The sequence below is a fragment of the Ruegeria marisrubri genome, assembly GCF_001507595.1.
Classification (GTDB): Bacteria; Pseudomonadota; Alphaproteobacteria; order Rhodobacterales; family Rhodobacteraceae; genus Ruegeria; species Ruegeria marisrubri.
In genome coordinates, this window is the sequence record NZ_LQBQ01000001.1 from 659351 (window position 1) to 683509 (window position 24159).

Annotated in this window: 27 protein-coding genes and 1 tRNA gene; 10 read left to right on the forward strand and 18 right to left on the reverse strand. The window is 64.1% G+C overall.

Features of this window, described 5'->3' with window-relative positions; all coding sequences use genetic code 11:
• Nucleotides 1-123 precede the first annotated feature (123 nt).
• Nucleotides 124-711: a DUF3489 domain-containing protein gene (locus AVO45_RS03145; protein WP_068344344.1), complete on the forward strand. Its 588-nt coding sequence runs from the start codon at nt 124-126 to the stop codon at nt 709-711.
• A 66-nt stretch (nt 712-777) separates the two neighbouring features.
• On the opposite strand, the gene AVO45_RS03150 is transcribed toward AVO45_RS03145, so the two are convergent.
• The 17 genes from AVO45_RS03150 to AVO45_RS03230 all read right to left on the reverse strand — a co-directional run bounded on the left by AVO45_RS03150 (nt 778) and on the right by AVO45_RS03230 (nt 13982).
• Complete coding sequence (locus AVO45_RS03150; protein ID WP_068344346.1) at nt 778-1176, reverse strand: hypothetical protein; 399 nt, start codon at nt 1174-1176, stop codon at nt 778-780.
• Nucleotides 1177-1225: 49 nt separating this feature from the next.
• Nucleotides 1226-1690 (reverse strand): hypothetical protein, encoded by a 465-nt coding sequence (locus tag AVO45_RS03155; RefSeq protein ID WP_068344348.1) that lies wholly within the window; start codon nt 1688-1690, stop codon nt 1226-1228.
• An 87-nt stretch (nt 1691-1777) separates the two neighbouring features.
• Nucleotides 1778-2002 (reverse strand): DUF7220 family protein, encoded by a 225-nt coding sequence (locus AVO45_RS03160; RefSeq protein WP_068344350.1) that lies wholly within the window; start codon nt 2000-2002, stop codon nt 1778-1780.
• The gene (locus AVO45_RS03165; protein WP_068344352.1) at nt 1999-3336 is read right to left on the reverse strand and encodes a site-specific DNA-methyltransferase; all 1338 of its coding nucleotides are present in this window, start codon (nt 3334-3336) and stop codon (nt 1999-2001) included. Before AVO45_RS03165 ends, AVO45_RS03160 begins: the two co-directional genes overlap by 4 nt.
• 412 nt (nt 3337-3748) lie before the next feature.
• Complete coding sequence (locus tag AVO45_RS03170; protein WP_068344354.1) at nt 3749-4177, reverse strand: DUF6362 family protein; 429 nt, start codon at nt 4175-4177, stop codon at nt 3749-3751.
• A complete protein-coding gene (locus AVO45_RS03175; protein WP_476707462.1) occupies nt 4174-4380 on the reverse strand; it encodes a hypothetical protein in 207 nt (68 codons plus the stop codon). Before AVO45_RS03175 ends, AVO45_RS03170 begins: the two co-directional genes overlap by 4 nt.
• Entirely contained in the window at nt 4377-4913 is a 537-nt protein-coding gene (locus AVO45_RS03180) for a crossover junction endodeoxyribonuclease RuvC (RefSeq protein WP_068344356.1), read from the reverse strand. Before AVO45_RS03180 ends, AVO45_RS03175 begins: the two co-directional genes overlap by 4 nt.
• 367 nt (nt 4914-5280) lie before the next feature.
• Nucleotides 5281-7647: an AAA family ATPase gene (locus tag AVO45_RS03185; RefSeq protein WP_082688655.1), complete on the reverse strand. Its 2367-nt coding sequence runs from the start codon at nt 7645-7647 to the stop codon at nt 5281-5283.
• Entirely contained in the window at nt 7644-8402 is a 759-nt protein-coding gene (locus tag AVO45_RS03190) for a PD-(D/E)XK nuclease family protein (protein WP_068344359.1), read from the reverse strand. Before AVO45_RS03190 ends, AVO45_RS03185 begins: the two co-directional genes overlap by 4 nt.
• Nucleotides 8402-8830: a DUF6511 domain-containing protein gene (locus AVO45_RS19940; protein ID WP_205627837.1), complete on the reverse strand. Its 429-nt coding sequence runs from the start codon at nt 8828-8830 to the stop codon at nt 8402-8404. Before AVO45_RS19940 ends, AVO45_RS03190 begins: the two co-directional genes overlap by 1 nt.
• Entirely contained in the window at nt 8827-10503 is a 1677-nt protein-coding gene (locus tag AVO45_RS03200) for a DEAD/DEAH box helicase (RefSeq protein ID WP_068344363.1), read from the reverse strand. The genes AVO45_RS19940 and AVO45_RS03200 overlap by 4 nt, the downstream gene beginning before the upstream one ends.
• A gap of 10 nt (nt 10504-10513) precedes the next feature.
• Nucleotides 10514-11113, reverse strand: coding sequence for a hypothetical protein (locus tag AVO45_RS03205; RefSeq protein ID WP_068344365.1), 600 nt, complete (start codon nt 11111-11113; stop codon nt 10514-10516).
• A gap of 13 nt (nt 11114-11126) precedes the next feature.
• Nucleotides 11127-12005 (reverse strand): ATP-binding protein, encoded by an 879-nt coding sequence (locus tag AVO45_RS03210; protein WP_068344368.1) that lies wholly within the window; start codon nt 12003-12005, stop codon nt 11127-11129.
• Nucleotides 12002-12490, reverse strand: coding sequence for a hypothetical protein (locus tag AVO45_RS03215; RefSeq protein ID WP_068344370.1), 489 nt, complete (start codon nt 12488-12490; stop codon nt 12002-12004). Before AVO45_RS03215 ends, AVO45_RS03210 begins: the two co-directional genes overlap by 4 nt.
• A 28-nt stretch (nt 12491-12518) precedes the next feature.
• Nucleotides 12519-12881 carry a hypothetical protein gene (locus tag AVO45_RS03220; protein ID WP_240482048.1) on the reverse strand — a complete coding sequence of 121 codons (363 nt, stop codon included), beginning with the start codon at nt 12879-12881 and terminating at the stop codon, nt 12519-12521.
• Nucleotides 12881-13087 (reverse strand): helix-turn-helix transcriptional regulator, encoded by a 207-nt coding sequence (locus AVO45_RS03225; RefSeq protein WP_068344372.1) that lies wholly within the window; start codon nt 13085-13087, stop codon nt 12881-12883. The genes AVO45_RS03220 and AVO45_RS03225 overlap by 1 nt, the downstream gene beginning before the upstream one ends.
• Nucleotides 13088-13298: 211 nt before the next feature.
• Nucleotides 13299-13982, reverse strand: coding sequence for a hypothetical protein (locus AVO45_RS03230; RefSeq protein ID WP_068344373.1), 684 nt, complete (start codon nt 13980-13982; stop codon nt 13299-13301).
• 110 nt (nt 13983-14092) lie between these two features.
• Between AVO45_RS03230 and AVO45_RS03235 the strand changes: the two genes are divergently transcribed.
• The 8 genes from AVO45_RS03235 (at nt 14093) to AVO45_RS03270 (ending at nt 22723) form a co-directional block, all read left to right on the forward strand.
• Nucleotides 14093-14770, forward strand: a complete 678-nt coding sequence (locus tag AVO45_RS03235) for an XRE family transcriptional regulator (protein ID WP_068344375.1) — start codon at nt 14093-14095, stop codon at nt 14768-14770.
• A 1-nt stretch (nt 14771) separates the two neighbouring features.
• The gene (locus AVO45_RS03240; protein ID WP_068344376.1) at nt 14772-15503 is read left to right on the forward strand and encodes a hypothetical protein; all 732 of its coding nucleotides are present in this window, start codon (nt 14772-14774) and stop codon (nt 15501-15503) included.
• Nucleotides 15504-15670: 167 nt separating this feature from the next.
• Nucleotides 15671-19435 carry a hypothetical protein gene (locus AVO45_RS03245; protein WP_068344378.1) on the forward strand — a complete coding sequence of 1255 codons (3765 nt, stop codon included), beginning with the start codon at nt 15671-15673 and terminating at the stop codon, nt 19433-19435.
• A gap of 143 nt (nt 19436-19578) precedes the next feature.
• Entirely contained in the window at nt 19579-19797 is a 219-nt protein-coding gene (locus tag AVO45_RS03250) for a hypothetical protein (protein ID WP_068344381.1), read from the forward strand.
• Nucleotides 19794-20270 carry a DUF2924 domain-containing protein gene (locus tag AVO45_RS03255; protein ID WP_068344383.1) on the forward strand — a complete coding sequence of 159 codons (477 nt, stop codon included), beginning with the start codon at nt 19794-19796 and terminating at the stop codon, nt 20268-20270. The genes AVO45_RS03250 and AVO45_RS03255 overlap by 4 nt, the downstream gene beginning before the upstream one ends.
• Complete coding sequence (locus tag AVO45_RS03260; protein WP_068344385.1) at nt 20267-21586, forward strand: recombinase family protein; 1320 nt, start codon at nt 20267-20269, stop codon at nt 21584-21586. The genes AVO45_RS03255 and AVO45_RS03260 overlap by 4 nt, the downstream gene beginning before the upstream one ends.
• Nucleotides 21586-21969 (forward strand): hypothetical protein, encoded by a 384-nt coding sequence (locus AVO45_RS03265; protein ID WP_068344386.1) that lies wholly within the window; start codon nt 21586-21588, stop codon nt 21967-21969. The genes AVO45_RS03260 and AVO45_RS03265 overlap by 1 nt, the downstream gene beginning before the upstream one ends.
• An 85-nt stretch (nt 21970-22054) precedes the next feature.
• Nucleotides 22055-22723 carry a hypothetical protein gene (locus AVO45_RS03270; protein WP_157770086.1) on the forward strand — a complete coding sequence of 223 codons (669 nt, stop codon included), beginning with the start codon at nt 22055-22057 and terminating at the stop codon, nt 22721-22723.
• Between the two features lie 368 nt (nt 22724-23091).
• Here AVO45_RS03270 and AVO45_RS03275 read toward each other — a convergent pair.
• Nucleotides 23092-23181: transfer RNA gene (locus AVO45_RS03275), tRNA-Ser, on the reverse strand.
• 123 nt (nt 23182-23304) lie between these two features.
• Here AVO45_RS03275 and AVO45_RS03280 point away from each other — a divergent pair.
• On the forward strand, nt 23305-24147 hold the full coding sequence (locus AVO45_RS03280) for a DUF2059 domain-containing protein (protein ID WP_068344390.1): 843 nt from the start codon (nt 23305-23307) through the stop codon (nt 24145-24147).
• The last annotated feature ends 12 nt before the right edge of the window (nt 24148-24159 follow it).

Here is a 24159-nt window from a genome sequence, read left to right on the forward strand (position 1 = left end):
GAACTCCCGCCGCGCGCCCTGCGCGGTGAGCCCGAACCGTGGCCCCAGTGGGGCCGCGCAAGTCGGGCGAACGGGTCGCAGAAGGCGCCGCATGTTGCGGGCCTCGAACACGGAGACGATCCCATGACCAAGCTTTCCGACGCGCAAGCGATCATCCTCAGCGCCGCCGCGCAGCGCGAGGACCGCAATGTTCTGCCGCTGCCCGGCTCGCTCCGCGGCGGCGCCGCCGCCAAGGTGGTCGGCGCGCTCCTCTCCCGCGGGCTGATCGCCGAGACCACGACCGACAGCCAGACCAAGGCCGACGCCGCGCTCAACCGGATCTGGCGCAACGACGAGGACGGCCACGCCATCCTCCTGCACATCACGGACGCGGGCCTCGCCGCCATCGGCGTCGAGCCGGTGAGCGGCGACAGAGCGCCCATGGGCGCCGACGAAGCGCCGAGTGCGGAGCCCCCGAAGGACGCTCCAGCCGAGGCCGACCCCGCACCCAAGGCGCGCACACCGAGCACGGGCACGAAACAGGCCAAGCTGATCGAGATGCTTCGCGCCGAGGGCGGCGCCACCATCGACGAGATCGTCGCCGTAACGGGGTGGCAAGCTCACACCGTGAGAGGAGCCATGTCCGGCGCGCTCAAGAAGAAACTGGGCCTGACGATCACATCCGAGAAGGTCGAGGGACGCGGCCGGGTCTACAGCCTGCCCCGCGTCTGACGCCGCACGCGACTTCGGTCTAGATTATGCCGCCCCGACAGGGGCGGCGGAGACCACTCGGTCTTCTCAGAAAGGCATCTCATCATCATATTCTGACGGCTTCGAATCCCCTACGGAATTTCTATCTGAGCTAGGCGCTATGTACGGCTGGCCATCTGTAAAAAACACGTCGTAACCATAATAAGTGGGGCGACGAATATGCGGGCGCGTGTTCTGGCGATCCCACTCGTTCAGCTCCTGATAGGAGTCGAAATGTGGCCCCCGAACATATCCCTTCGCTTTCATCGACGCCATCCAAGCGTCGTCCTCGTCCCACTGCGAGGCAGCCTCATATTCCTCGTCGCTGGGCTTACCCCACCAGCTTACCTTATCTTTCCAGTTTGATCTGTTGTACGATTCCGCGTAGCCATCGATTATTTCAGCAGCGTCAGCGCCGGCCCCAAATACATCCTCGAAGTCACCCATCGCTAAACCTGCGACCTACAAATCCAGTTTCGGATCGACACGACATTCGTTACTTCTCGATCAGCCGGCCATCTGAAGTCATCCACATTCCGTCACTGAGATAGGTATCTTCGCCAGAGTCGTCGATTGCGAACTCGTTGTAGATCGCCATCATCTCGCGAAGGGCCAAGACCGAAATGTCCTCAAAACCAATTCGATTAAGAATGGTCGAGGCGAGGTGGAGGAGATCCTCTGAGTCTGGATATACAGAAGTTTCAATATAGGGTCGATTAGCGTGGTCCCGCTTCGTCACAAAGTCCATTTCACGATCTGAAAGCACCTGTGCGGTTGCACTGATCAATGCCCCCTGGTCTTCATAGGCACGATAATCTCCAGTGTCCTCCGAGGCGGTTGCCGTCATAAGCCGAACGCCATTGGCATCAGAAATCAGTCGGTAGAAAACGTAGGGCTCGGAGCAGATCCGATATTCTTCTTGCCGCAACGAGAGTTTGGTAGACCTCTGGATAATCGCCATGATTCCGATCCGCGCACTTTTCGCTAACCTACACCTTACCGGCGCTCGGACAATAGCCATCCAACAAGGGCAAGGCGGACCTTTGGCTCACTCCTTTCGGTGCACCCGGATCGCCTCGAAAAGCCGGCGTAGGGCAAAAGAGCGCGCCATGCTCACGACCGTGAACACCGCGCCCATCTTCAGGTTTTGCTCGAGCGTCGTGTGCAGTCCGAAGACCGGGAAGATCAGGATCTGCGTCACGACCGCGACGCCGTAGCCGACCGACACGTTGGCGACGGCCTCGACCAGCGACATGGCCTGGCTCTGTTTCATGCGGCTGCATCCTCGTCCTTCGAAGCCGGGGTGTTGTCCAGCCGCTCGGCCTTCACCTCAGCGAAGGTCCGACCGTCGCCATCGAGGATCGCCTCGCGGCCGGTCTCGGCCTGCCAGCGCTCCACGGCGACATCTACGTAAGCCGTGCTGATCTCCATGGCGTAGACGCGGCGGCCGTTGGCCTCGCCTGCCATGATCTGCGAACCCGAGCCCGAGAACGGCTCGTAGCAAAGCCCGCCGCGGGAGACGTGCTGGCGCATCGGGATGCCGAAGGCGTCGAGCGGCTTCGGCGTCGGATGGTCGGGCCGCTCGTCCTTCGCGAAGGACGGCATCTCCCAGGTGGACGGCAACGTTTCCTCGGCCACCTTCGGCGGGCGGTTCGGGCGACGCCAACCCATGAAGCAGGGCTCGTGCTTCCAGAGGTAGTGCGACCGGGTCAGGACACCGCGGTCCTTCACCCAGATGATCTGCTGATGGACGAAGGCGCCGGCCTTTTCCCAGCAGGCTTCCAGCATCGCCTGGCGGCGGGAGGCGTGCCAGCAGTACCAGGCGGCATCCTCGGTGATGGCCTCGGAGACGGCGGCGGCGATGAACCCGTCGTAGAGCTCCGCACCCTGAGAACTGTCGTCCCAGGTCGTGCCATAGGACGCAGACCAATCCTTGTTCCGGGTCGGGTGGTTCGAGCCGTCGTAATCGACGAGGTACGGCGGATCGGTCGCGAACAGAACCGCCCGCTCGCCGTTCATCAGGCGGCGGACATCGTTGTGCGAGGTCGAGTCGCCACAGAGCAGCCGGTGATCGCCGAGAATCCAGAGATCGCCCGTCCGCGAGGCGGGATTGCGCGGCGGTTCGGGGATGGTCACCGGAGGCATCGAGCCCCCTGCGCCACCTTCTTCTTCACCGCACCCGTCCGGATCGAAAGCCAGGAGCTTGTCCAACTCGCCATCGGAGAAGCCGACCAGCGACAGGTCGTAGTCCTCGGCCAGAAGGTCATTCAGTTCGGCCGACAGCAGCGCCTCGTCCCAGGTGCCGAGTTCCGTGAGCTTGTTGTCCGCGATCCGGTAGGCCCGCCGCTGCGCCTCGCTCAGGTGGCCGAGCACGATCACCGGTGCCTCGGTCAGCCCGAGCTGCGTCGCAGCCAGCACGCGGCCGTGGCCGGCGATCAGCTCCCCGTCCTCGCCCACAAGACACGGCACGGTCCAGCCGAACTCGGCCATGCTGGCGGCGATCTTCGCGACCTGGTCCGCGCCGTGCGCCTTCGCGTTCTTCGCATAAGGCTGGAGCTTGGCCAGCGGCCAGGTCTCGATCCGCTCAGGGGCGAAGCTCAGCGTCATGGGCGATGTTCCGTGAGTGGTGGTGGATCCCGGCCGGTGTCCGGACTCCGGATGCCGCGCTGGACTCCTCGCGGGGTCCAGCGGCATCCGGGGGTATCCGGCCGGAAGGCCAGTGTTTATTGGGGTTTGCGCGGGGTGCGGGTGGATCCGGATTCCGGGTGGCTTCCCAAAAATCCGGTCCTGTCGCTGGCGAAATTCCGCGCCAAGCCCGCCAGCATAGGATTTCGGCCCGGAAGGAACCAAGTTTGCAAAGGGTTGGCGGGTTGGATCCCAGCTGGACCCTTCGGTGGACTCTCGGAAGCCAGCGGCTCAGGCCGTCCCGCGCGCGCCTCTCCCGAGGATACCTGATTTCTACCCCGGAAGAGCCGTTTTTGTCTCATCGAAAACTGTCTGCCAGACAATTTTCCATCCGCTACGCGCCGCGTGCGAGGCGGATCAGCTTGCGCTTGGAAAGCTGTCGGTTGACCGGTTGCCGGTTCAACGTCAGCGCGATGACCGAGAGCCCGTAGGCCCAATGCTGATGTGCCGCCGCCCTTTGCAGGCCCACGGCGTAGCAGATCTCCTTCCAGCGTTCGCCATGCGCTTTCATCCAGACGATCTTGCCGTCGATGGGATCCAGGCAGCCGGTCCAGGTCAGCGTCTCCTCCATCCGGCTGATCGCTTGCGGCGAAGGCAGCACGCGCATCTGCTTCGGCTCCTGGCACACCTTGTCGGCAAAGCTGTGGACGATCTCGGGCCAGGTCGAGAAATAGCCACGCCTGCGCGGGTCCGGGAGTCTGCGCAGGATCAGGGCCGCTTCCGCGAGCCGTTCCTCCACGAGGGCGGGTGTCCAATGGGTCATCGTTTGTCCTCCGTCTTGTCGGGACGCGCGCCGTAAAGACGCTCGCCGAGTTGCCGCACCAGTTCACGCTCAGGCCAAGTAAGCCGTTGGTCGTCAAGGGAAACTGCCAGCAGGCCTTGCTCCCGCCAGCCGTCACGTTTGACCTCATCGGGATCGCGTCGCCGTCCGCCATAGCCCGGCGGTGTGAAGCGCATCGCCTTCATGCCAGCCCTCCATTGGTTTCGATCGCCCAAAGCAGGATCGCGATGGCGTCAGCCTCGTTGTCGTCAGCCGGGCTGAAGCCGCGGACCCGGGCGGCCGCGATCATGGCGTCCTTGTTGGCGTTGCCCTTGCCGGTCGCGAAGCGCTTGATCGTGCCGACTGGGACGCCCTCGTAGGGAACGCCGCGCAGTTCGGCCCAGGAGGTCAGCGTCGCCATCAGCCCGCCGTAGACATGCGCAGCGTCCGTGCCGGCGTGGCGGCGGACCTCCTCGAACCAGATTGCCGCAATCGGCCCGGAGAGCCGATCCAGTTCGGCCAGCCAGTTGGTGAAGCGCAGGTAGCGCATGCCGCCGCCATCGAAGCGACCTGGACGGAAGGACACGGAGCCGGAGGTGATCAGCCCGTCGGCTCCATGCAGTGCCCATCCTGTGGTGGTACCGAGATCGAGCGCGAGCAAGGTGCGATCGGCGCGGTGCGCGACAGGCAGATCGGGGATTGCCTCGCGAGCGGAGGTGGCGAGAGTCAGGTCAGCCATGGGTGGTCTCCTTTTCTGGTTGGCTGCTCGGGTGGAAGACGACGGCGGCCTGGTGCTTGGCGGTACGGGGCCGCCGTCGTCGGATCGGGTTGTACAGGGAGCGTCGGAGCCCGCGCGCGCGGATACCCATCGACGTATGGGAGGAGAGGCCAAACCTGCCGGTTGGCCTCCCCATACGTAGTATGGGGGCTTCCCCACTCGCCTCATGTTTTGGGCGTAGAGCTCTGTTTTCATTGCGCTTTCACGGGGCGGGCAATGAGAGAGGCCGATGAGGAAGACCTTTCTCATCTTCATGCACAACCCATTGATTTCATTGGGCCATGAGGAAGGGATGAGAATGAGGAAGGCCGCGCTCATGATGAGGAAGTCAGTCATGGGCCTCCTCCGGATAGACCCAGACGGAGGGGTTCTCGACCTCGCGCGCGCGGCCGGAATGGGGGCATTTGTAATGGGTCGGTAGGACCGCTACGCCCTCTTCGAGAACCTCGCCAGTCTCGGCGTCGATGACGGGATCGCGGCCGAAGCGCATGTCCCGGACGACGAGATACCCGAAATGCGATTGCGTGCCGGGGAAACCGTGCTCCGTGAAATTTCGGCGGAACTTGATCTGCCCCTTGGTGGCGAGGACCGAGAGCCGTTCGCGGATGCTGTAGCGCCCGCCAAGATCGAGCTGGTTCTCGAACGCTTCGGCAAACTGGGTGGCGGTGTAGAGCCGTCCCTCGGCCGCCTCGTCGAAGATCAGCCCGAGCACGACCAGGTTCTTGCGATCCCGCTCCGCGTCATGCCTGGCACCCAGATCCTTGCGCACCAGCCGCTCGCTGCTCGGGGTGAGCTCGGCCCAGGTGCCATTCACCTTGTCGACCACCTTGGCAGGCAGCGCGGGGCCGTTGCGCAGCTCGATCTCCAGCCGGCGCTCGCTGGCCTCTTCGTCGGGCCGGTGCAGGATGAGACCGGTGGTGTAGAAGCCCCGGAGCGCGCTGGCGCCGGAAAGCGCGAGGAAAGGGTCCTCCTTCACCTGGTGCTTCGAGAGCTTCTTGGTGTGGTGGACGAGGATCACGCCGCAGTCGGGATTGACGTGGTCGCGCAGCACCTCGACCCGATCCTTCAGGAAGAACATCATGGCGGCGTTGTCGTTCTCGCCGCCGCCGTCGGGCCCGCCGTCGAAGAGGTTCCGGATCGGGTCGATGCAGAGGATGTCGAGCGGATCGTCGGGGAACGCGGACCTGATCGCCTCGGCCACGCGCGCGCTGCCCTCGGCATCGAGCAGCATCCGCAGCTTCGGCGTGACGATGAGGTTGTCGCGCGCGGCGACGATCAGCTCGGGCGGCAGGCCGATCTGCTGCATGCGCTCGCGCAGGTAGTGGTACTGGATCTCAGCCTGCAGGTAGAAGATCCGCAGCGGCCGTGGCGGGGTGAAGCCGAGGAAGGGCACGCCCGCCGCCAAATGCACCAGCAACGCGATCAGCAGGTCGCTCTTGCCGACCTTCGGCGCGCCGCCCAGCACCAGGAGCCCGCCCGGCGTCAGCACACGCGGGCCGATCAGGTCGGCGGGCATCGGGCTCTTGTCGTCGAGCAGCTGCCCCAGAGTGAAGCTGGGTATCTCGTCGGGCACCGGCGCGGCGCTGTCGAGCCGCACGAGCGGCGGGCCGTGGCGTTCGACATGGCGTGCCCAGAGGCGTTCGGATTCGCGCTTGAGCCGTTCCACCGGCCACTGGGGCCGCAGCATGGCGGCGTTGTAGCCGCAGATCGCTTCCCAGCCCTCGGCCTTCGAGAGGCGCCCCTCATGGACCAGCCGGATGAAATAGCCGATGGCGGCAGACGCCCCCTCGAAGCGCGACCAGTCGTCGGCGCCGCCCTCGCGCACCGGGGTGACCAGCACATCCTCCACGGCGGGTTTGTCGAGCGTGGCGAAGTCCGGCGTCAGGCTCACGCCCGGCGCGGGCGGCATGTCGACCACGGCCTCGGCGAACTCGTCTAGATCGCGCTCCAGCCGCGCGTTCAGTTCGACGATGCGCACCAGCGTCTTGAGGCCGTTCTTGTAATAGACCGAACCCGCCACGCGGATCGGCTGATGGGCCGAGCGGAAATGCATGTCGCCCCCGACCTTGGCGGCAATGTCGCCGCGCAGCCGGCAGAGGCGGGCAATGTCGTCGCCCTCGGCGGGTTCTGTGAGCTTCCACCAGACGTGCGCCTTGTGCTGCCCCTCGGGCGTAATCCCGCCGCTTTCCACCACCATGGTGGGCGGGCCGAGATGGCGTTCGAGATGGGCGCGCCTCGCGGCGATGTCCCCGCTGTCGATGTCCACGACCACGGCCTGCATCTGCGCCACGTCGGCGGCCTTGGCCCGGCCGGATTCTGTCACCGTGCCGGGGATGACGTAGACCGCGGCGCCCTCGCGCGCGGCCCAGCCCGCGAAGGTCGCCATCTTCTCGGGCGCCGTCTCGTCGGCCGCGATCCAGATGTTGTGCGGCCGTCCATCGATCCCCTGTCCCTTGTCGATGAAGCTGCGCACCGGGATCAGCCCGTCGCAGTAGCCAAAGACCACCTCCATGAAGGAGGCGATCTGCTCAGGATCCGGTTCGTCGCCGAACGGGTCGATCTGCGGCGCCGCGTCGTTGAAATCACGCCAGGGGTTGAAATGGACGAGGTTTTCCCCGGGTTGGTCGGTCGTGCTGTCGTCGCGCATGTTGGTGTCCTCGGGAGGCTCGGGCGGGTCTTTGGGCGTGTCGGTCATCCGGGCAGGCCCCAGCAGCGCTCGGCCCATGGGCAGAACCGGCATTCGAAGAAGTCGCGGATCCGGGCCACGCGCGGCAGCAACTCGCGCGCGTCGGTGGCCCGAAGGATCCTCACAGCGCGATCCGACATCCGCTGGGCGAGCTCGGCGTCGAAGGGCACGAGCTCGTGGTGCAGCTCGGCCGTGTCCTTGTTGATCGCGGTAAAGAGCGCCGGGTTGGTCGAGAGGCCCGTCACGCTCGCCTCCATGTAGGCCTGGTAGAGCGCGATCTGGGCGGCATAGACGGGCTTGGCGACGGTCACCCCTTTGGCCACCGTCTCACGCCAGTTCTTCGCGTTCATGGTCTTGCATTCCCAGAGGGCGGGTGTGCGCAGACCCATGGCGGTGGGGGCGCCCATGACAATCCCGTCGACATGGCCACGGATGCGCCCACCGGCGACCGAAAAGCCGAACTGGCCGCCATCTCGCTTCCGGGTGACCAGATCGAGCCCCGCCGCCCGCAGCCAGCGGATGGCGAGATCCTCGAGCGCGTGACCTATGGTGAAGATCCGGAGCGACCGACCCGAAAACTCCTGGCCGTCATCCTTGGGCGCATGGGCGAAATCGAACTGCAGCGCCCGCTCGCAGGCGTGGCCGAGACGCGAGGCGCCGAGATAGTCGCGCGGAGGCGTGGCTGCGCGCTCGGCCTCGAGGGCCGCGTCCACGGCCCCGTTGATGCGCTCCGCGATGCCGGGGCGGTGATTGTAGTCCAGCATCAAAACGGGATCTCCGACTCGGCGGCGATCTCGGCCATCTCGGCGCGGAACGCCTCGATGGTGGTAACGATCAAGCGGTGCATGTCGTTTTGGGTCAGCAGCCCCAGTTGCCGATCCCAGCCGATCCGCTCCATCTCTGGCGCGAGCGCGCGCATGACGGCGGGCAGCGCCTGGGTTTCCTCTTCAGTGAAATCGACCATGCTCAGTCCTCTCTTTGCTTTGCGGGTGAAGGCCGCTTGGCAGCCCATGGAACAGAACCAGCGGCGGTTTCGGTGGGGCCGCGGCCTGTGGGGATCGAACCAGCCGAAGCCGCGGGTGCGCGCGGTGCAGACGGCGCAGAGCGCCGGGCGCGGATGCCAGAGGCGATCAACGCCCGGTCGATCCGCAGCCTCTGCGGGCGGGGATGGGATTTCCGCGAAATGGCTCACGCCGCCCTCCGTTCCGGCGTGGCGGCGTCCTGGACCAACTGCCGGATCGCGCGTCTGTTGAACCGGAAGGAGATCAGCGCCGAGGCGTGGTAGCGGGTGATCCCGTAGTCGTGCCGCGCGCTCGGGGGCAGGTATTGCAGCTGCTTCTCGGTCGGCGCCTGCCGCAGCCAGCCGCGGGTCTTGAAGGCGCTCTCGTCGCTCTCATGCGCGTTCAGCCAGTCATCGGCCTGCGCAAGGCAGACGGCGCGCTCGCCGAGGCCGAGAAGCCGGGGCTGGACCCCGCGCCGGCCACCGACCGCATGCCAGAGCCCGCCCAGCCAGAAGATGCCGGCCCAGGCGGTGAAGCCCGTGGCCATCAGCGCCGCCTTGTCGCCGAAGAGATCTACCCACTGGAAACTCGACCGCTTCAAGAGGTCGATCTCGGTCATGACGAAGCTCTCGAGCGCTTCGGCGCCGGTCTCGTCCTTGGGTTCGACCAGCAGCGCGCCGCAGAGCGGGCATTCGCGGGCCGTCAGCGGGATCTCGGCCTCGCATTCCGGGCATGTCTTCGTGGGCGCCATGCCGCTCGCTTGGCGGCCATCGAGGTCCACGTCCTGCTCCAGCGTGCCGTGCATCAGGCTCGACGTTCCGAAATCCAGCACCACGCAATCGGTCTTGACGACGCCGGGATGTTCCTCGGGATCGATGGTGCGCAGGCCGCGCCCGACCATCTGGATCATGGTGGACTTGCAGGATGAGGGCCGTAGCAGGATGACGCAGGACGTGGGCGGGTGATCGAAGCCCTCCGTGAGCACGGAGACGTTGACCAGAACGGCGATCTCGCCCGTGGCATAGGCCGCGAGGATGTTGCGGCGTGCGTCGGCGGAAAGCTCGCCATGGATCAACCCCGCCGGAATGCCGGCCGCGTTGAAGGCCTCGGCGACGTGAGCGGCATGGGCGACGGTGGAGCAGAAAACGATGGTCGGCCGCCCTGCGGCCTTCTCGCGCCAGTGGCGGATCACCTCGTCGGTGACGGGGGCGCGGTCCATGATGCCGGCGACCTCGGTCATGTCGAAGTCGAGGGAGGTCTTGCGCACCTTCTGCAGTTGCGCGCGCACGCCCACGTCGATCACGAAGGTGCGCGGCGGCACGAGATGGCCCGAGGCGATCAACTCGCCCAGCCGGACCTGGTCGGCCACGTTGTCGAAGACCTCGCGCAGCCCCTTCCTGTCGCCCCGGTTCGGCGTGGCAGTGACACCGAAGATGCGGGCCTCGGGATTGGCGTCGTGGACCCGGTCGACGATGCGGCGGTAGCTGTCGGCAATGGCGTGATGCGCCTCGTCGATCACCAGCAGGTCGAGCCGCGGCATGGCCTTGAGATTGGCCGAGCGGCTCAGGGTCGGCGCCATGGCGAAGGTGACCTGGCCCGACCAGTCCTTCGTGGCGGCATCGACCACCGAGGTGGAGATATCGGGATTGACCCGGCCGAACTTCGCCCGGTTCTGGGCCGTCAACTCGTCGCGATGGGCCAGAACGCAGGCCCTGGCGCCGTCGCCGACGAACGATCCGGCAACCGCCGACAATGCGATCGACTTCCCGAATCCGGTGCTGGCGATGCTCAGCGTATTGCCGTGGGTCGAGAGCGCAGCGAGGCTGCGCTCCACGAAGAGTTTCTGGCGGGGACGAAGGCGCATGGGCGTGCCCTCACTCGGCCCAGGACGGGCGGCCCGGAGTTGCCGGGGCCGCCGGAGTTGGTGCCGACCTGACTGGAGCCGCCGGGGCCGTTGGCGCCATCGGCGCAGATGCCGTTCCCATGATCTGCGCGTAGTCCCGATGATCCGGCGTCACGGCCGCGCGGATCTCGTTCTTTTCCTCGCCCATGGCGTCGGTGCCGACATCGATCCTGGCGACGAACTCGAGCCCGTCGAGATCGGCAAAGCCGCCGATGCGCCGCGCCGCCTGCGCCTGGGGCGAGGTGTCCTTGTCGGAAATCCCCCGTGCCGAGTTCAGCATGCCCCGGATCAGGCTGCGGCCCATGTTGGCCCAGTCCGGCCCCTTGGGGCTCATGAGCCCGATCAGGGTGAAGATCTTGCGCCGGGCGTATTGCCCCTCGAGCACGGTGAACTCGCCGTTCAGGTAAACCGCCCCGGTGGAGCCGCGGGTGGCATAGCCCCCGGTCCAGCCCTGCGACGGGTCGTCGAAGCCGCCGGGGCGGATGGTGAGGCGCACCTTGGCGAGCGTGCCCTTGGGGATGAGGTTGGCGTTGGATTGCGCGTCGTTGAAGTCATTCCACAGGCCAGACATGGCATTGGTCCTTTCAGTTGGAGGGATCGGGTTCGGGGGTGGCGGCAGGCGCCGGGATCGCCGGCGGATCGATCACCAGCGGGCGCGCATCGAGCGGCAGTGGCTGGTGGATCTTGTCGATCAGGCGGCCCAGATCGGGGGGTTCGAGCATCTCCAGTCGGCCGGAGCGGTCTTTGGCCGGATAGCCCCAAGGGTTCTGCGTCTGGCAGACGAAGACCCGCCGCAGCTCGCCCTGTTGGTCGGGCAGCGAGGTCAGCGTCAGCACCTCGTCGACGATGCCGGGCAGTTCCAGCCCGGTCTTGGAGCCCTCGATCTGCGGCACGAAGACCTTGCGATTGAAGTCGTCGAGCTTCTCGTCGAGGATGCCGACAAAGATCACGTTCTTCGCCCGCGTGTGCTGCAGATGGGTGAGCCAGGCGATCATCTCGCGCCCATGCAGCCCGTAGGCGCCGCGCACGTCCGGCTTCCCGGTCTTGTCGGAATGCGCTTCGGGCTGGCCCTTGCACCACTGAAAGCAGAGTCGGCCGGCCACGGTGATCGAGTCGACGAAGATCGTGTCGTACTTGTCGAGCGCGGAGGGATCGCCGAACTTCTTGCAGACCGCCTCGAAATGCGCCCGGCTGTAGGGCTGGTCGTCCCTGAGCGCCGGGTTGGCCCCGCCGATGAATACCGCGAAATCCCGGCATTCGGTCCAGGTGCGCGGTCGGATCGTGTCGATGGCCAGCCCCTCGACGGCGAGATCGCCCGCTTCAAGGTCGAAGAACAGCGTCGTGCTTGCCTTGAGGGTGCGCAGCAGCGTGGTCTTGCCCGCGCCGCTGGCTCCGAAGATCGCGGCCTTCACGCCGCGCATCTCGGCCAGCCGCTCATCGGCGGTGATGATGGGGAGGGTCATTGATCCGCCCCTTCCGGCTTGATCTCGACCTTCAGTGCGCCGGGCCGCACGGTGCGGGCAGGCTCGAAACCGGCGCGGATCGCCTCGGGCCAGGCGGCGTATTTGCGCTCGGGCACCTTGTAGGTGACATCGACATATTGGGCAGGATCGTCGCCCGCGGCGCGGATGCGCTCGACCATGGCGGCAAGTTGCTCCTGGTTCCAATCGACGCGTTTCGGCAAATCCGCGACCACGGTGAAATCGCCATCGGCAATGCGGACGGTGCCGGTGTCCTTGCCGCAGGCGCGGCGGGCTTCGGCGGCGCGGGAACCGTAACGAACATCCAGCGCGGCGTTGAACCGAGCAGCGACGGCGCGCATCTGGCGCGCGGCCTCGGCGATCTCGCGCTGCAGGACGGCTAGGAGTTCGACCGGCAATTGGGCGATCTCGCCGGTGGACAGGTTGAGCAACTCGTCGATGCTCGGGGTGTTCTCGGGGTATGGCATAGGTGTCTCCTTTTTGGGGGGATGGGTGTCAGGCGGCTTCGAGCAGCCGCATGGAGAGCGGCGCGCCGGGCGGGCCCGGCCTGGGGCGGGCGATGGCGATGTAGGCAAATTCGTCGGGGCCGAGCCGGGTCTGCACGAGGTGCACCAGCCCCTGGTCCGCGGCGCGCATGGCCGCGGCCGCCACCTGTTGCAGGCTGCTTTGCTGCTCGGACGAAAGCCGCGAGACGACCGAGGTCGCGTCCACCGCGAGGAAGCCACGGTGATAGACCAGCGTCTCTCCAGGCTCGGCCTGCGCGATCCAGGCGCACAGCCCGACCTCGTCGAGCCCGGGGCCATTCAGCCCGTGGATCGGCACCACCTCGGCCTCGGTGATGGGCGACAGGCGTCCCATCACGCCGCTCCCGGCGCGGTGTCGGCGGTCTGTTGCAACTGGCCCTGCTCGAAGGCGATGATGTCCTCGAGCCGGTAGACCACCCGGCCGCCGATCTTCATGTAGGCCGGGCCTTCACCGGCCCACCGCCAGCGTTCCAGCGTGCGGTGGGAAATGGTCCAGCGCCGGGCGAGTTCCTTCTGGTTGAGACAATGTGGCTTCCGCATCCTGCTTCCCCTCGTTGATGGCTTCGGGGAAGTGATGCCAAATCCCGCTAGGGGATGTCGTCAGGATCAGCGGGGGATGCGGAGGGGGATCACTTGCGCCTTGCGGCAGTGGGGTTTCCGGTCAGGTGGGGGATGGGTGATCCCCCACCATCCCCCTGCCGATCCCCCTTTGGCGCAATCCGCGGGTCGGATCGTGAGGGAAAGAGGCGACTCAGTCGAGGTTCAGGCGATAGCCGCCCTTGCGGTCCGAGCGGATCAGCTGACGCCAGTTCTTCTTCGACTTGAACACGTCCGCCATGCGCAGGCTCTTCGAGCCGGCCATGCTCAGGATCGCCTTGCCGTTCTGCCAGGGCTCGCCGGCTAGAGCGGCGGCGTGCAGCGCGCGCACCACCTCGGCCTGGATCGGTCCGAGCTTGAAGCGGTAGCCGTTGCAGCGCACGTCTTGGTAGTCGGCGGAGGCGATGAAGGTGTTCTCCTCGCCTGCTCCCGAACGGCCGGAGAATCCGGATTGTATTTCAAAGCGATCTCGTTCATCCCGTCGCAGCAGGAGATCCCCGATCATCACGAGGACCGGTTCCGCGCCGTCTTGCACAACCGCGTAGCCAGCCCGGTCGGTGCGGAACGCGCGCACATGGATCTGGCCGCAGCGAAACAGCTGAAAGACGTCCTGCGCGTGCAGATCCAGCAAGCCGTTGAAGCGGGTTTGCTCCCACGGCACCGGTAACTGCTCCCCTTCCGGCGTCTCCTCGAAATCGCCGAACTCGATCGGTACGTCGAAGACCCGCACCGACAGTGTCAGCCTTTCATTCTCGGCGAGATACACAAGGTCATCCTCGCTGATCGACCAGCGTTCCAGGACCTCGGGCAGCGTGAAATACAGCTTCTCGATATGCACGCGCGCCCTCCGAATCCCGCCCCGATTGTTTACCATTTGTTCCTATTCGCTTGACGCCGCACGATCAATCCTGTTTTATCCTATTTCATCCACAACTCGCTGGGGACAACATGACCTTGCATCACACACTGGCCGATCGGCTCAGGGCCCGCGCGCACCAGCTCGGGCTCAGTCCCGCGCATGTGGCCGAGATGGCCGGGGTCAACCGCTCCTTCGTCTACGACATCCTGCGGGGCCGTTCGACCCGTCCGAACGTCGAGCGCCTCGGCGCCGTCGCGCAGGTGCTGAAGGTGGAGCGGGACTGGCTGATCCACGGCATCGGCGATGTCGAGGGCACGCCCCCCTTCATCGAGAACCCGGACGAGGCCTTCGTCTCCATCGCCCACGCAAGCCCGCGTCCTTCCATGGGCGGCGGCGCGGTGGTGCAGGATCACGAGGACAGCGCCGGCCGCGCCTATCACTTCCGACGCTCCTGGATAAAGGGCAGCCTCGGCGCCAGCCCCTCTCAGCTGCGCATCATGCATGTGGAGGGCGACAGCATGGCGCCGACGCTCCTGAGCGGCGACACGGTGCTGGTCGACATGGCCCGCCGCACGCCCAACCCGCCCGGCATCTTCGTGCTGGACGACGGCATGGGGCTGGTCGCCAAGCGGCTCGAGCATATCCCCAACAGCGACCCGCCCGCGGTGCGCGTGATCTCCGACAATCCCGTCTACAGCCCCTATGAACGAACGGCCGACGAAATCCACATCGTCGGCCGCATTCGTTGGTTCGCGCGGGAGATTTGAGGTGGTGGCGTTTCGGGAGATCGAAGATGCCGACCCGGCACTGACGTTCTCGCCGCTGGTGCGCGGGATCGAGAAGACCTTTGTCTGGATCGGCGAGCATGGCGGCATTCCCCTGACGCCGTCCAAGGCGTTCAAGCGGGTGTTCGTGCACTGGGCGGCGGCCGAGTTCGACTGGCCCGGCCATACCGAGGCGGATCTCTTCGCCGTCAACAAGGTGCTGAACGAATGGGATTTCCCGCCACTCGAAATCCTGCACGACCTGATGATCGCGATGAAGCTCGGCCGGCACTACAAGGGCGCGTTCCGGCTGACCAAGGCCGGTCAGGCGCTGATCGGTCATCCCGGACGCATCTTCGGCACCGTCGTCCCGTTCTTCCTGTTCCGCATCAAGCAAGCAAGCCAGTCGCGCTTCGACGACGCGCCGATCCTCGGCAACTGGGACGGGTTTCTGAACGTGCTGAACGTCGAGACCGAGGACGGCGCCACCGGCGACCACCTTCGCCGCGTGCTTTTCGGCGAGCCCGAGACAGGGCCGGTCCCGCACTATGACGATGTAATGGGCCAGCTCTACATACAGGTGCTGCGCCCGCTATGCTGGGCGGGACTCCTGCAGCAGGGGCGCGGAACGGCCAGCTACCGGTTCGAGGAGGCGAGGTTCATGAAGACGGCGTTGTGGCGGGCGGCGCTGCGGCTGGAGACGGATGGGATGGTGCAAGGGGCGACGCGGCATTGAGGCACATATGGTCCAGTTCGTCTGCCCATCGGGTTACAGCGCGCTGGTGCTGCGGTTTCCACAGGGGCGACCAACATATTTCGGAGAGTTCGCGCTTTCGGCTAAGCCTGCTCAATGCTTTATACAATCTCGGCATTTCGTAGATCGTCGCAAAAGGAAGTGTTTTCATGCCAATCTTTGACATTCCGAGTAACCGCTTGGTCGATCTATCGGATGCTGATCTTCGCGAACTGATCGCTCGGTTATGCGAGGCCGAGCGCGAACGACAAGGCGGTCATCGGAATGAGGTTCGTTGGGGAGGAAGCCAGACAGCTGCCGATGGCGGTCTCGACGTAGTGGTCGAGCCTACCGGTCCGTTCATTTCGGCTGGCCCCCTCGCGCGCCGAGACGTTGGCATTCAGGTGAAAGCCGCCGACCTCACTCCCGGCGCCATCGCCACCGAGATGCGTCCCGCAGGGAAGCTACGCCCCGCGATCTCGGCAATTGCGGCTCGAGGTGGCTCCTATCTCATCGCGAGCGCCGGGGCGAACTGCTCAGAGGCCATGCTCAAACGCCGCGTCGATGCCATGCGTGAAGCTGTCGCCGACGACCCGAATGGGACAAGACTAGAGCTGGCACTCTTGGACCGTAATGCCATCAGTCGATGGGTCAGTACACATCCCTCAGTGGCTGCTTGGTTACGCAGGCGCCTAAACCTTCCTATCCTCGCGGGCTGGCAGCCGTTTGGACGCTGGTCATCGACTCCAGAAGGAGAAGTTGACGATTTGATCTGCGAGGAAGGGCTTGTTTTTCATATTGAGCGTCGCGCTCCCATCCGAAATCTGCCTGAAGCGCTCGACGAGATAAGAAAACTGGTTCGTGATGGCACCAGTGCCGTGCGCATCGCCGGCCTTTCCGGAATTGGCAAGAGTCGGATAGCCCAAGCACTCTTCGAGCCGATAGGGTCCGTTTCGGCCTTGCCAGTTTCTCATGCGGTCTACACAGACTTGGGCCATTCTCCCGATCCTACACCAACTGGAATGCTGGAAGCACTGATTGAACGCGGCGCTCCAGCAGTTCTTGTGGTGGACAATTGCCCGCCCGACACTCACCAAGCACTAGCGCGGAAATTGGCAGAGCGCCCTGGAGCCGTCCGACTGATCTCGGTCGAGTATGATGTCCGAAGTGATCGTCCGGAAGAGACAGACGTCGTTCGCGTCGAAGCCGAAGGCTCCGACATTGTCGAAGCCCTACTTCGCCGTCGGCGCAACGATCTGTCCACGGGAGATGCTCGACGGCTTGCCGAACTTGCTCAAGGTAACGCTAGGCTCGGCTTCGCACTGGCTCAGGCGATCCCCCAAACTGGTAGCCTCACCGCATTCAATGACGCGGCGCTTTTTGATCGCTTGTTCTGGCAACGCGAGGAGCGAAACGAGGAGCTGGCTCGAGCCGCTGAGGTTCTATCGTTGGTCTACTCCTTTGAAGTGGACGGAGATGAGCAGCCGGATGAACTTCTCTTCTTAGGTTCGCTTGCTGAGTTGTCGCGTAGGGCAATGCATCGGCATGCAAGCACCCTGCTCGACAGGGGACTTGCGCAAGCAAGAAACAGATGGCGGGCAGTATTGCCCCACGCGCTTGCCAACCGTCTAGCCCGACAGGCGCTGAGATCAATCCCGTTCCGGAATATCGCCGACGGCTTTGCCGATAAACCGCGCCTTAGACGTTCACTCGCTCGACGGCTCTCTTACCTTCACGATTGCGAAGAGGCTCGACGCATTGTGACCCGATGGATGGAGCCTGGCGGACCGTTGCATGGCCCCGCGCCGGATCTCCAGGTGCTCGAAGCAGTGTGCCATTTGGTTCCTGAAGATGCGCTCCACGTTGTCAATGCAATGGTCACCGCTATTGCGGCGGCGCCAGAAGAATTCCCTCACCTAGACAGCTTGACCCGCATGATCGCGCGGATTGCACATTCTGAGGTCATGTTCCCTCATGCTTGCGAAAGCCTCGTTTCGCTGGCCATTGCTTTTGACGAACAACGAGCCTCCAATGCAGATGATGTGCTGAGCAGTCTTTTTGGCCTGTACCTCTCGGGGACTCTGGCTAAGACGGAAGCCCGCGTACAGGTGGCAAGCCAGTATCTTCTCGCGAACGATGCGAACCAGAATTCGCGGGGGGTCAGCATGCTCAAGTCGGCCTTGCGAACAGGCCACTGGTCTTCTTCAATCCTCTCATTCGATGACGCTCGCCCGGACTCTTTTGGATGGGAACCGCGTGGGGCTCAGGTTGAAGACTGGTTCTCCCGGTGGTTGGACTTGGCAGCGGAAACTGCTCTGGCTGGACCGGTAGAAGTAAGAGACAGTGTTAGAAAAGCACTCTCCGACGAGATTGACGGAATCTGGCGGTGCGTTCCAACTCTTCGCTCGAAAGTCAATGCCATTGCGCGTCAGTTGCACGAAGAGACACCTTGGGTGGAGGGGTGGCATGCGCTCCGGCGAATGCGATACCTGTTAAATAAGCGTGGTTCGGAGCTTTCTGCGGAAGGCTCGGCGCTGCTGCAAGAGCTCGTCGACGATATGGCACCCACGGACCTTTCCGCCCGAGTGCGCGCGGAAACCGTACGTGGTTGGGACCTCGATTCCGAAGACGACGATCATAGGGCCGCTGAGGCTAGGCGCGCCGATCGATTGGAGCTCCTTGGACAAGAATTGGCAGCTTCCCCTGATGTGCTCCAAGCGATCGGGAGAGACCTGTTCGAGCACGAAGGCCGGCCCCTCTACTCTCTCGGCATCGGGTTGGCTCAGGGAAATCGCGAACCAAGACGGACGTGGGAGATCCTACGCGATTTGTATTTGAGCGATCCCGATAAACCGCAACAGGTTGGCTTTCTCTCGGGACTACTGCACCAGCTAGACGAGAGCAGCCCAGCAATTGCGGAATCTATCAGGGCTGAGTGTCGCGCAACGCCTGGCCTCCGACGCATCTATTCAGTCTTTCTTCCCAAAGGCGTTCTTTCCGAGGGCGAATTTGAAAACGTTGTTGAGATCGCTGGCGAAGCAGAAACCGCCGCGTGGCTGCTGCACGATATAGCTTGGCGTGAAGAGCGTGAACTGAATGACGAGCAGCGTGTTCGGCTTCTTCGATCACTGTCGGGAAGAGAGGGCGGGGCATTTCTTGTGCTGGATGCTCTCAAAATGCTGGGGTTTGTCGAAAAGAGTTCACGCGACGCTTGGCCGAAGGATCTCAACGCTACAGGGATGGATGCCGTGATCGCCATCATCACAAATGAAGAGATCAACTCGAACATCGATCATGACATGGCTGAAACACTGTCGTACTGCATGCGTGATGAGAGTTCCGCCCTTGCAGAGCGGTGTATGGATGCGATCATCGCGCGGGCAGCGCGGCGCTACGGAAGCACATATGACGTTGAGCGTACGCTTGCTGAGTTGGCACGCAAAGCGCCTAAGATCTTTCTTTCTAGACTGTTCCCGGATGGAGAGGACGGACCTTCAATCCGACTTCGTAGCGGCTTAGATCGGGACTGTCTGATCCATGTGCCAGTGAACCCACTGATCGAATGGTGCCGCGAAGATCCCACTCGCTGGTCCAAGGTTGCGCCAAACATCTCGCCATTCACACGAGGCTCTCAAGATAACGATGAAGTAAGGGAGATCTCGGCCCAGGCTTTGGGTTTCCTCAACGCCGCGCCTTGCCCAGAGGAAATCGTAGAGGCCTATCTCGGATATCTCGCGCCCACGAGCTGGTCCGGTAGCAGAGCGGATATCATGGAAAGCCGCTTGAAGAGTATCGAAACGCTAACCAACCATCCCGCGCCAGAAGTTCGTCATACCATCGCCCGTTTGGTTCCAGGGATTCGCGCGAGAATTGCTCGTATCCGCCAAGCCGAACAGGAGGAAGAGCGCGAGCGAGACCAACGATTCGAGTGGTGATCTTGAAGCTAGTATCGTCTACGCGTCGTGTCCGATCCGCTTCCTTTTGTTTCGCGTTCTTACGACAACTCCCTGTTTTAGCTTGATATCTGTTATCGCGCCCGGCCACCACGGAGCAAACCGCCTCAGGAGGTTCGCTCCCCATGCCCGACGATCTGTCCTTCGCACCGCCCGCCGAGACACTCACGACCAACCAGCGGCTCGCTGAGCTCGCCGATATCCTCGCCGGCGCCATTTCGCGCGCCAACCCGCTGACCACGAACGAGAATTCTCCGACCGACCCAGACAGTTCTCTGGACATTCTCGCCCTCAGACGCCGTCGTCGGAGGCAGTTGCGAAACCGAGTTGGAGGCGAGGAATGAGGAACTCTCGATCGAATGGAAGCACCACAGGACGGCCCGACGTCCTGGCGGAACTGATGGCCCTGCGGGCGATGAGCGTGGCGCAGTTGCGCGAGAAATGGGAGGCGCTGTTCGGCGCGCCCGCGCCGAATGGCAGCCGTGGCAATCTCGAGCTTCGGCTCGGCTACCGCATCCAGGAACTGGCCCATGGGGGGCTGCGCCGCGAGACGCGCCGCACGCTCGATGTGCTGGCCGAGGAGATCGCTGCCGGCAAGCTGGGCGGCCTGGTCTCGGACCCGCGCAAGCCCGCCCCCGGCACCAAGCTGGTGCGCGAATGGGAGGGTGAGGAGCATGTCGTCACCGTGCTGGCGGACGGGTTCGAGTGGCAGGGGCGGCGCTTCAAGTCGCTCTCGGCCGCCGTGCGCGCCATCACCGGCGTGAACTGGAACGGCTGGCGCTTCTTTGGCCTCGACCGGACGGGAGGGGTGAAATGACCGCGCGACAAACGCCCGTGCGCCGCCTGCGCTGCGCCATCTACACCCGCAAGTCCACCGAGGAAGGGCTCGACATGGAATTCAACAGCCTCGACGCGCAGCGGGAAGCCTGCGAGGCCTACATCGCCAGCCAGCGCGCCGAGGGCTGGGCCTGCCTGCGCGACCGCTACGATGACGGCGGCTTTTCCGGCGGCACACTGGACCGCCCGGCGCTCAAGCAGCTGATCGCCGATATCGAGGACGGGCTGGTGGACGTGGTCGTGGTCTACAAGATCGACCGGCTCAGCCGCGCGCTGATGGATTTCTCGAAACTGGTGGAGATCTTCGACCGCCATGGCGTCACCTTCGTCTCGGTCACGCAATCCTTCAACACCACCACCTCCATGGGCCGGCTGACGCTGAACATCCTGCTCAGCTTCGCCCAGTTCGAGCGGGAGGTGATCGGCGAGCGGATCCGCGACAAGGTCGCGGCCTCGAAGAAGAAGGGCATGTGGATGGGCGGCTTCGTCCCGCTCGGCTATGACGCCATCGACCGCAAGCTGGTGATCAACCCGGCCGAAGCCGAGAACGTCCGCACCATCTTCGAGCTTTTTGCGCGGTCGGAGACCACCGCCTCGGTGGTGCGCGAACTGGACGCGCGCGGCATCCGTTCCAAGCGCGGCCGCCCCATCGACCGCGGCTCACTCTACAAGCTGCTGCACAACCGCATCTATCGCGGGGAGATCACCCACAAGGGCGCGGTCTATCCCGGCGCGCATGAGGCGATCATCAGCCCCGAGCTGTGGGACGCCGCCCATGCCGTACTGGCCGGCAACCGAAACCAGCGCGCCGGGCGCTCCCGAAGCACCGAGCCGGCGCTGCTGCGCGGGCTGATCTTCACCGAGACCGGCGCCGCGATGACCCCGCACCACACGAAGAAGGGCAATAGGCGGTACTGCTACTACGTCTCGATGGACGTGATCCAGAAGCGGCCGACGGCCGAGTTGCGCGGGCCCCAGCGGCTCCCCGCGGCCATGGTCGAGGAAGCGGTGATCGGCGAGATCCGGCGGCTGCTGCGCACGCCGGAGGTTATCGCGCGCACCGCGCGGGCCCTGAAGAAGGAGCGGCCCGACCTCGACGAGGGCACCGTAACCGCAGCACTCACGCAGTTCGACGATCTCTGGAAGGCGCTGATCCCGGCCGAGCAGGCCCGCGTCGTCCAGCTACTCGTGGCGCGCGTGACGGTGGGCGAGGACGGGCTCGACATCGATCTGCGCCACGACGGGCTTGGCGCGCTGGCAAGTCTCATGACGCCCGCACAGGAGGACGCCGCCTGATGCCCGCGAACGACACGATCCGCGTCCACATTCCGCTCACGGTCCGCAAGCGCGGCGGGCGGCCGCGCATCCTGCCGCCAAAGGACGTCGAGACGTCGGACCCGCCGCCGGGGCAGGATCCCCGCGTGCTGCGCGCCATTGGCCGGGCGTGGGCATGGCGGAAGCGGATAGAGCGCGGCGAGGTCACCACCATCGCCGATCTCGCCGCCGAGGAAGGCCTCTCCGACCGCTATGTCAGCCGCCTCCTGCGCCTCGCGTGGCTGGCGCCGGACGTTCTCGAGCGGTTGGTCGTGCGCCGCGAACCCTGCGCGATCAGCCTCTATGACCTGTGCTTCGTGGCGTCCCTACCGTGGGACGAGCAGCCAGCGCGGGTGTTCGACTAACCAAGAATGCAGCTGTTTCGGCTGCATGCCGAGTGGCACTCCTTGAAGGCTTGACGCGCCCGGAACACCCGGCTCTTTTCGAGTTATGGGATTGTTTCGCTTTCCATTTCTCAAACGAAATCCACCACAGCAAAACAATGCTGATGATCCCTCGCGTGTGCGGGGCGCTGGTGAATTGACCCTGCGCTTGTTCGGCATCAGCCTGAGGGTCGCTTCCGTAGCAGGTCGAACGCATGCAGGAAAGATCGGCCTGATGATGTTGATGGCGTGGATTTTTCTAGGGGTGCCTGACATTGACTTGGCACTGATGCCAATTCTCCATCACCGGTCAATCATCACGCATTCCATCCTTCCCGCTTTGGTGTTTCTGATTCTAGGCCGCTCACTTGGCGCGGCGCCTATCGCTGGAGCACTGATCGGCATCAGCGTGCATCTCGCCTGCGACATGCTATCGCCGATGGTAGGGTTTGCTCAGATCTGGCTACCGCAACCGTTCCTGATCCCGCTTGGCCCGCTCAGCTATCTCTGGCTTGGTGCCAACGTTCTCGTTGGCTATGTGCTGGCCCTGCGGCTTGCGATGGCAAGTCTGCATCCTGGCATAGCGGTCCCATTCGCTGTTGCGCTGAGTGGGGTGACAGGCGCTGCCTACGGGGCGCTGAACGAGCAGAGCGCTGCGGCTGTCATGGTCTCCGTATTGTTCCCGCTCATGACGGCAGGCTGGCTCTTCCTGAGGTCCCGCACCAAGGCTGCTTAGCAGTCAACGGACCACTGAAAAGCGAAAGTCCGCGTACCACGCTTACACCGTCATTGCTTCGCGGTACTCAGCCAGCACGCCCATCGGCTACGCCTCCCGCATGTTCGGTCTCTGTCTCGGTCGATAGCGATGGAAACAGGGCGCGCAGTTTTGGCGGCGTTGCGAGTCAGGTTGTTGGAAAGGCGAGAAAAATTCCGACCGAACCGAAATCGGGGCGGTTCGCCCGACCAGAGACGAGAGACCATTCAGAGACGAAAATCACTGTGCTCCGCCGTCTCAGCGGTTCGCACCCATCCGGCAAATCCCTTTGAATACGGGAGAAAATCCGCCTCGGTCGGGCGGCCTGAACGGGTTCGAAAGGGTGATGGTGGCGGAGAGACAGGGATTCGAACCCTGGGTGGGCTTGCACCCACAACGGTTTTCGAGACCGCCCCGTTCGACCACTCCGGCACCTCTCCGCGGGGGTCTGTGAGAGGGGGATTTAGTGGTGAACGCCGGGGGGTGCAAGCAGAAATTTCCGGTTTTTCTCCATAATCGGATTTTCCGTTGCCTGAAGTCAGAAATCACCTAGGCTGGATAGCATGACGCAAGTTCTTGTTCGCTTCACTTCACTCGTCCTGGTGATCCTTGTCGCTTTGCTGTGGGGTACAGTTCCTGTCAGGGCCGCGGAGCGCGAACGAATTGAAGCTTTCCTTGCAACGACGGGTTTCGATGTTGCGCTCGACAGCATCGCCTTTGCGTCATCTTCTGCGCCGGACATGCTGGGAATCGATCCGGGTGAATTCGGGGCCGAATGGAAGCGGCTGACCGAAGAGGTCTTCGACACCGGTGAAATGCGGGAACTGGCCGTGACGATTCTCGAACAGACGCTCAGCGACGATGCGCTCACCCACGCCGTTGAATTCTATGCCTCCGCTCTCGGCCAGCGTCTGGTCGAGGCTGAGAACGCGTCGCACATGATCGAAGATGACGAGGCCAAGCAGTTGGAGGGGCAAGCCATCATCGCCGAACTGGTCAAGAAAGGGTCGGGGCGGGTCGAAAGCCTCAAGCGGATGAACCGCGCTATCGATTCTGATGGCACCGCTCTCAGGGCCCTACAGGAAATCCAGATTCGCTTCTTGCTGGCGGCAAGCGCGGCAGGCGTGATCGACCTGCAATTGGACGCAGATGAACTGCGCGCGTTGATGAAGCAAAATGAAGCTGCGCTGCGGGGCGCCCTGCAACTGTCGGCGCTTGCCGGTGCGGCCTATACCTACAAGGGCTTCTCGGACGCCGAAATCGAGGCGTATGCCGATGCGTTGGAGCAACCGTTGATGCAGGAAGTCTACGAGTTGCTGAACGCTGTTCAATACGAGATCATGGCGGACAGGTTCGAGGCGCTGGCCGTTCGGATGGCCGGATTGCAGCCAGTGCAAGATATCTGATGCTCAGGGGCC

Bases quoted from the DNA above. Each gene is read 5' to 3' on its own strand.
- AVO45_RS03145 (WP_068344344.1), top strand. From the start codon at position 124: ATGACCAAGCTTTCCGACGCGCAAGCGATCATCCTCAGCGCCGCCGCG.
- AVO45_RS03150 (WP_068344346.1), bottom strand. From the start codon at position 1,176: ATGGGTGACTTCGAGGATGTATTTGGGGCCGGCGCTGACGCTGCTGAA.
- AVO45_RS03155 (WP_068344348.1), bottom strand. From the start codon at position 1,690: ATGGCGATTATCCAGAGGTCTACCAAACTCTCGTTGCGGCAAGAAGAA.
- AVO45_RS03160 (WP_068344350.1), bottom strand. From the start codon at position 2,002: ATGAAACAGAGCCAGGCCATGTCGCTGGTCGAGGCCGTCGCCAACGTG.
- AVO45_RS03165 (WP_068344352.1), bottom strand. From the start codon at position 3,336: ATGACGCTGAGCTTCGCCCCTGAGCGGATCGAGACCTGGCCGCTGGCC.
- AVO45_RS03170 (WP_068344354.1), bottom strand. From the start codon at position 4,177: ATGACCCATTGGACACCCGCCCTCGTGGAGGAACGGCTCGCGGAAGCG.
- AVO45_RS03175 (WP_476707462.1), bottom strand. From the start codon at position 4,380: ATGAAGGCGATGCGCTTCACACCGCCGGGCTATGGCGGACGGCGACGC.
- AVO45_RS03180 (WP_068344356.1), bottom strand. From the start codon at position 4,913: ATGGCTGACCTGACTCTCGCCACCTCCGCTCGCGAGGCAATCCCCGAT.
- AVO45_RS03185 (WP_082688655.1), bottom strand. From the start codon at position 7,647: ATGACCGACACGCCCAAAGACCCGCCCGAGCCTCCCGAGGACACCAAC.
- AVO45_RS03190 (WP_068344359.1), bottom strand. From the start codon at position 8,402: ATGCTGGACTACAATCACCGCCCCGGCATCGCGGAGCGCATCAACGGG.
- AVO45_RS03200 (WP_068344363.1), bottom strand. From the start codon at position 10,503: ATGCGCCTTCGTCCCCGCCAGAAACTCTTCGTGGAGCGCAGCCTCGCT.
- AVO45_RS03205 (WP_068344365.1), bottom strand. From the start codon at position 11,113: ATGTCTGGCCTGTGGAATGACTTCAACGACGCGCAATCCAACGCCAAC.
- AVO45_RS03210 (WP_068344368.1), bottom strand. From the start codon at position 12,005: ATGACCCTCCCCATCATCACCGCCGATGAGCGGCTGGCCGAGATGCGC.
- AVO45_RS03215 (WP_068344370.1), bottom strand. From the start codon at position 12,490: ATGCCATACCCCGAGAACACCCCGAGCATCGACGAGTTGCTCAACCTG.
- AVO45_RS03220 (WP_240482048.1), bottom strand. From the start codon at position 12,881: ATGGGACGCCTGTCGCCCATCACCGAGGCCGAGGTGGTGCCGATCCAC.
- AVO45_RS03225 (WP_068344372.1), bottom strand. From the start codon at position 13,087: ATGCGGAAGCCACATTGTCTCAACCAGAAGGAACTCGCCCGGCGCTGG.
- AVO45_RS03235 (WP_068344375.1), top strand. From the start codon at position 14,093: ATGACCTTGCATCACACACTGGCCGATCGGCTCAGGGCCCGCGCGCAC.
- AVO45_RS03245 (WP_068344378.1), top strand. From the start codon at position 15,671: ATGCCAATCTTTGACATTCCGAGTAACCGCTTGGTCGATCTATCGGAT.
- AVO45_RS03250 (WP_068344381.1), top strand. From the start codon at position 19,579: ATGCCCGACGATCTGTCCTTCGCACCGCCCGCCGAGACACTCACGACC.
- AVO45_RS03255 (WP_068344383.1), top strand. From the start codon at position 19,794: ATGAGGAACTCTCGATCGAATGGAAGCACCACAGGACGGCCCGACGTC.
- AVO45_RS03260 (WP_068344385.1), top strand. From the start codon at position 20,267: ATGACCGCGCGACAAACGCCCGTGCGCCGCCTGCGCTGCGCCATCTAC.
- AVO45_RS03265 (WP_068344386.1), top strand. From the start codon at position 21,586: ATGCCCGCGAACGACACGATCCGCGTCCACATTCCGCTCACGGTCCGC.
- AVO45_RS03270 (WP_157770086.1), top strand. From the start codon at position 22,055: ATGGGATTGTTTCGCTTTCCATTTCTCAAACGAAATCCACCACAGCAA.
- AVO45_RS03280 (WP_068344390.1), top strand. From the start codon at position 23,305: ATGACGCAAGTTCTTGTTCGCTTCACTTCACTCGTCCTGGTGATCCTT.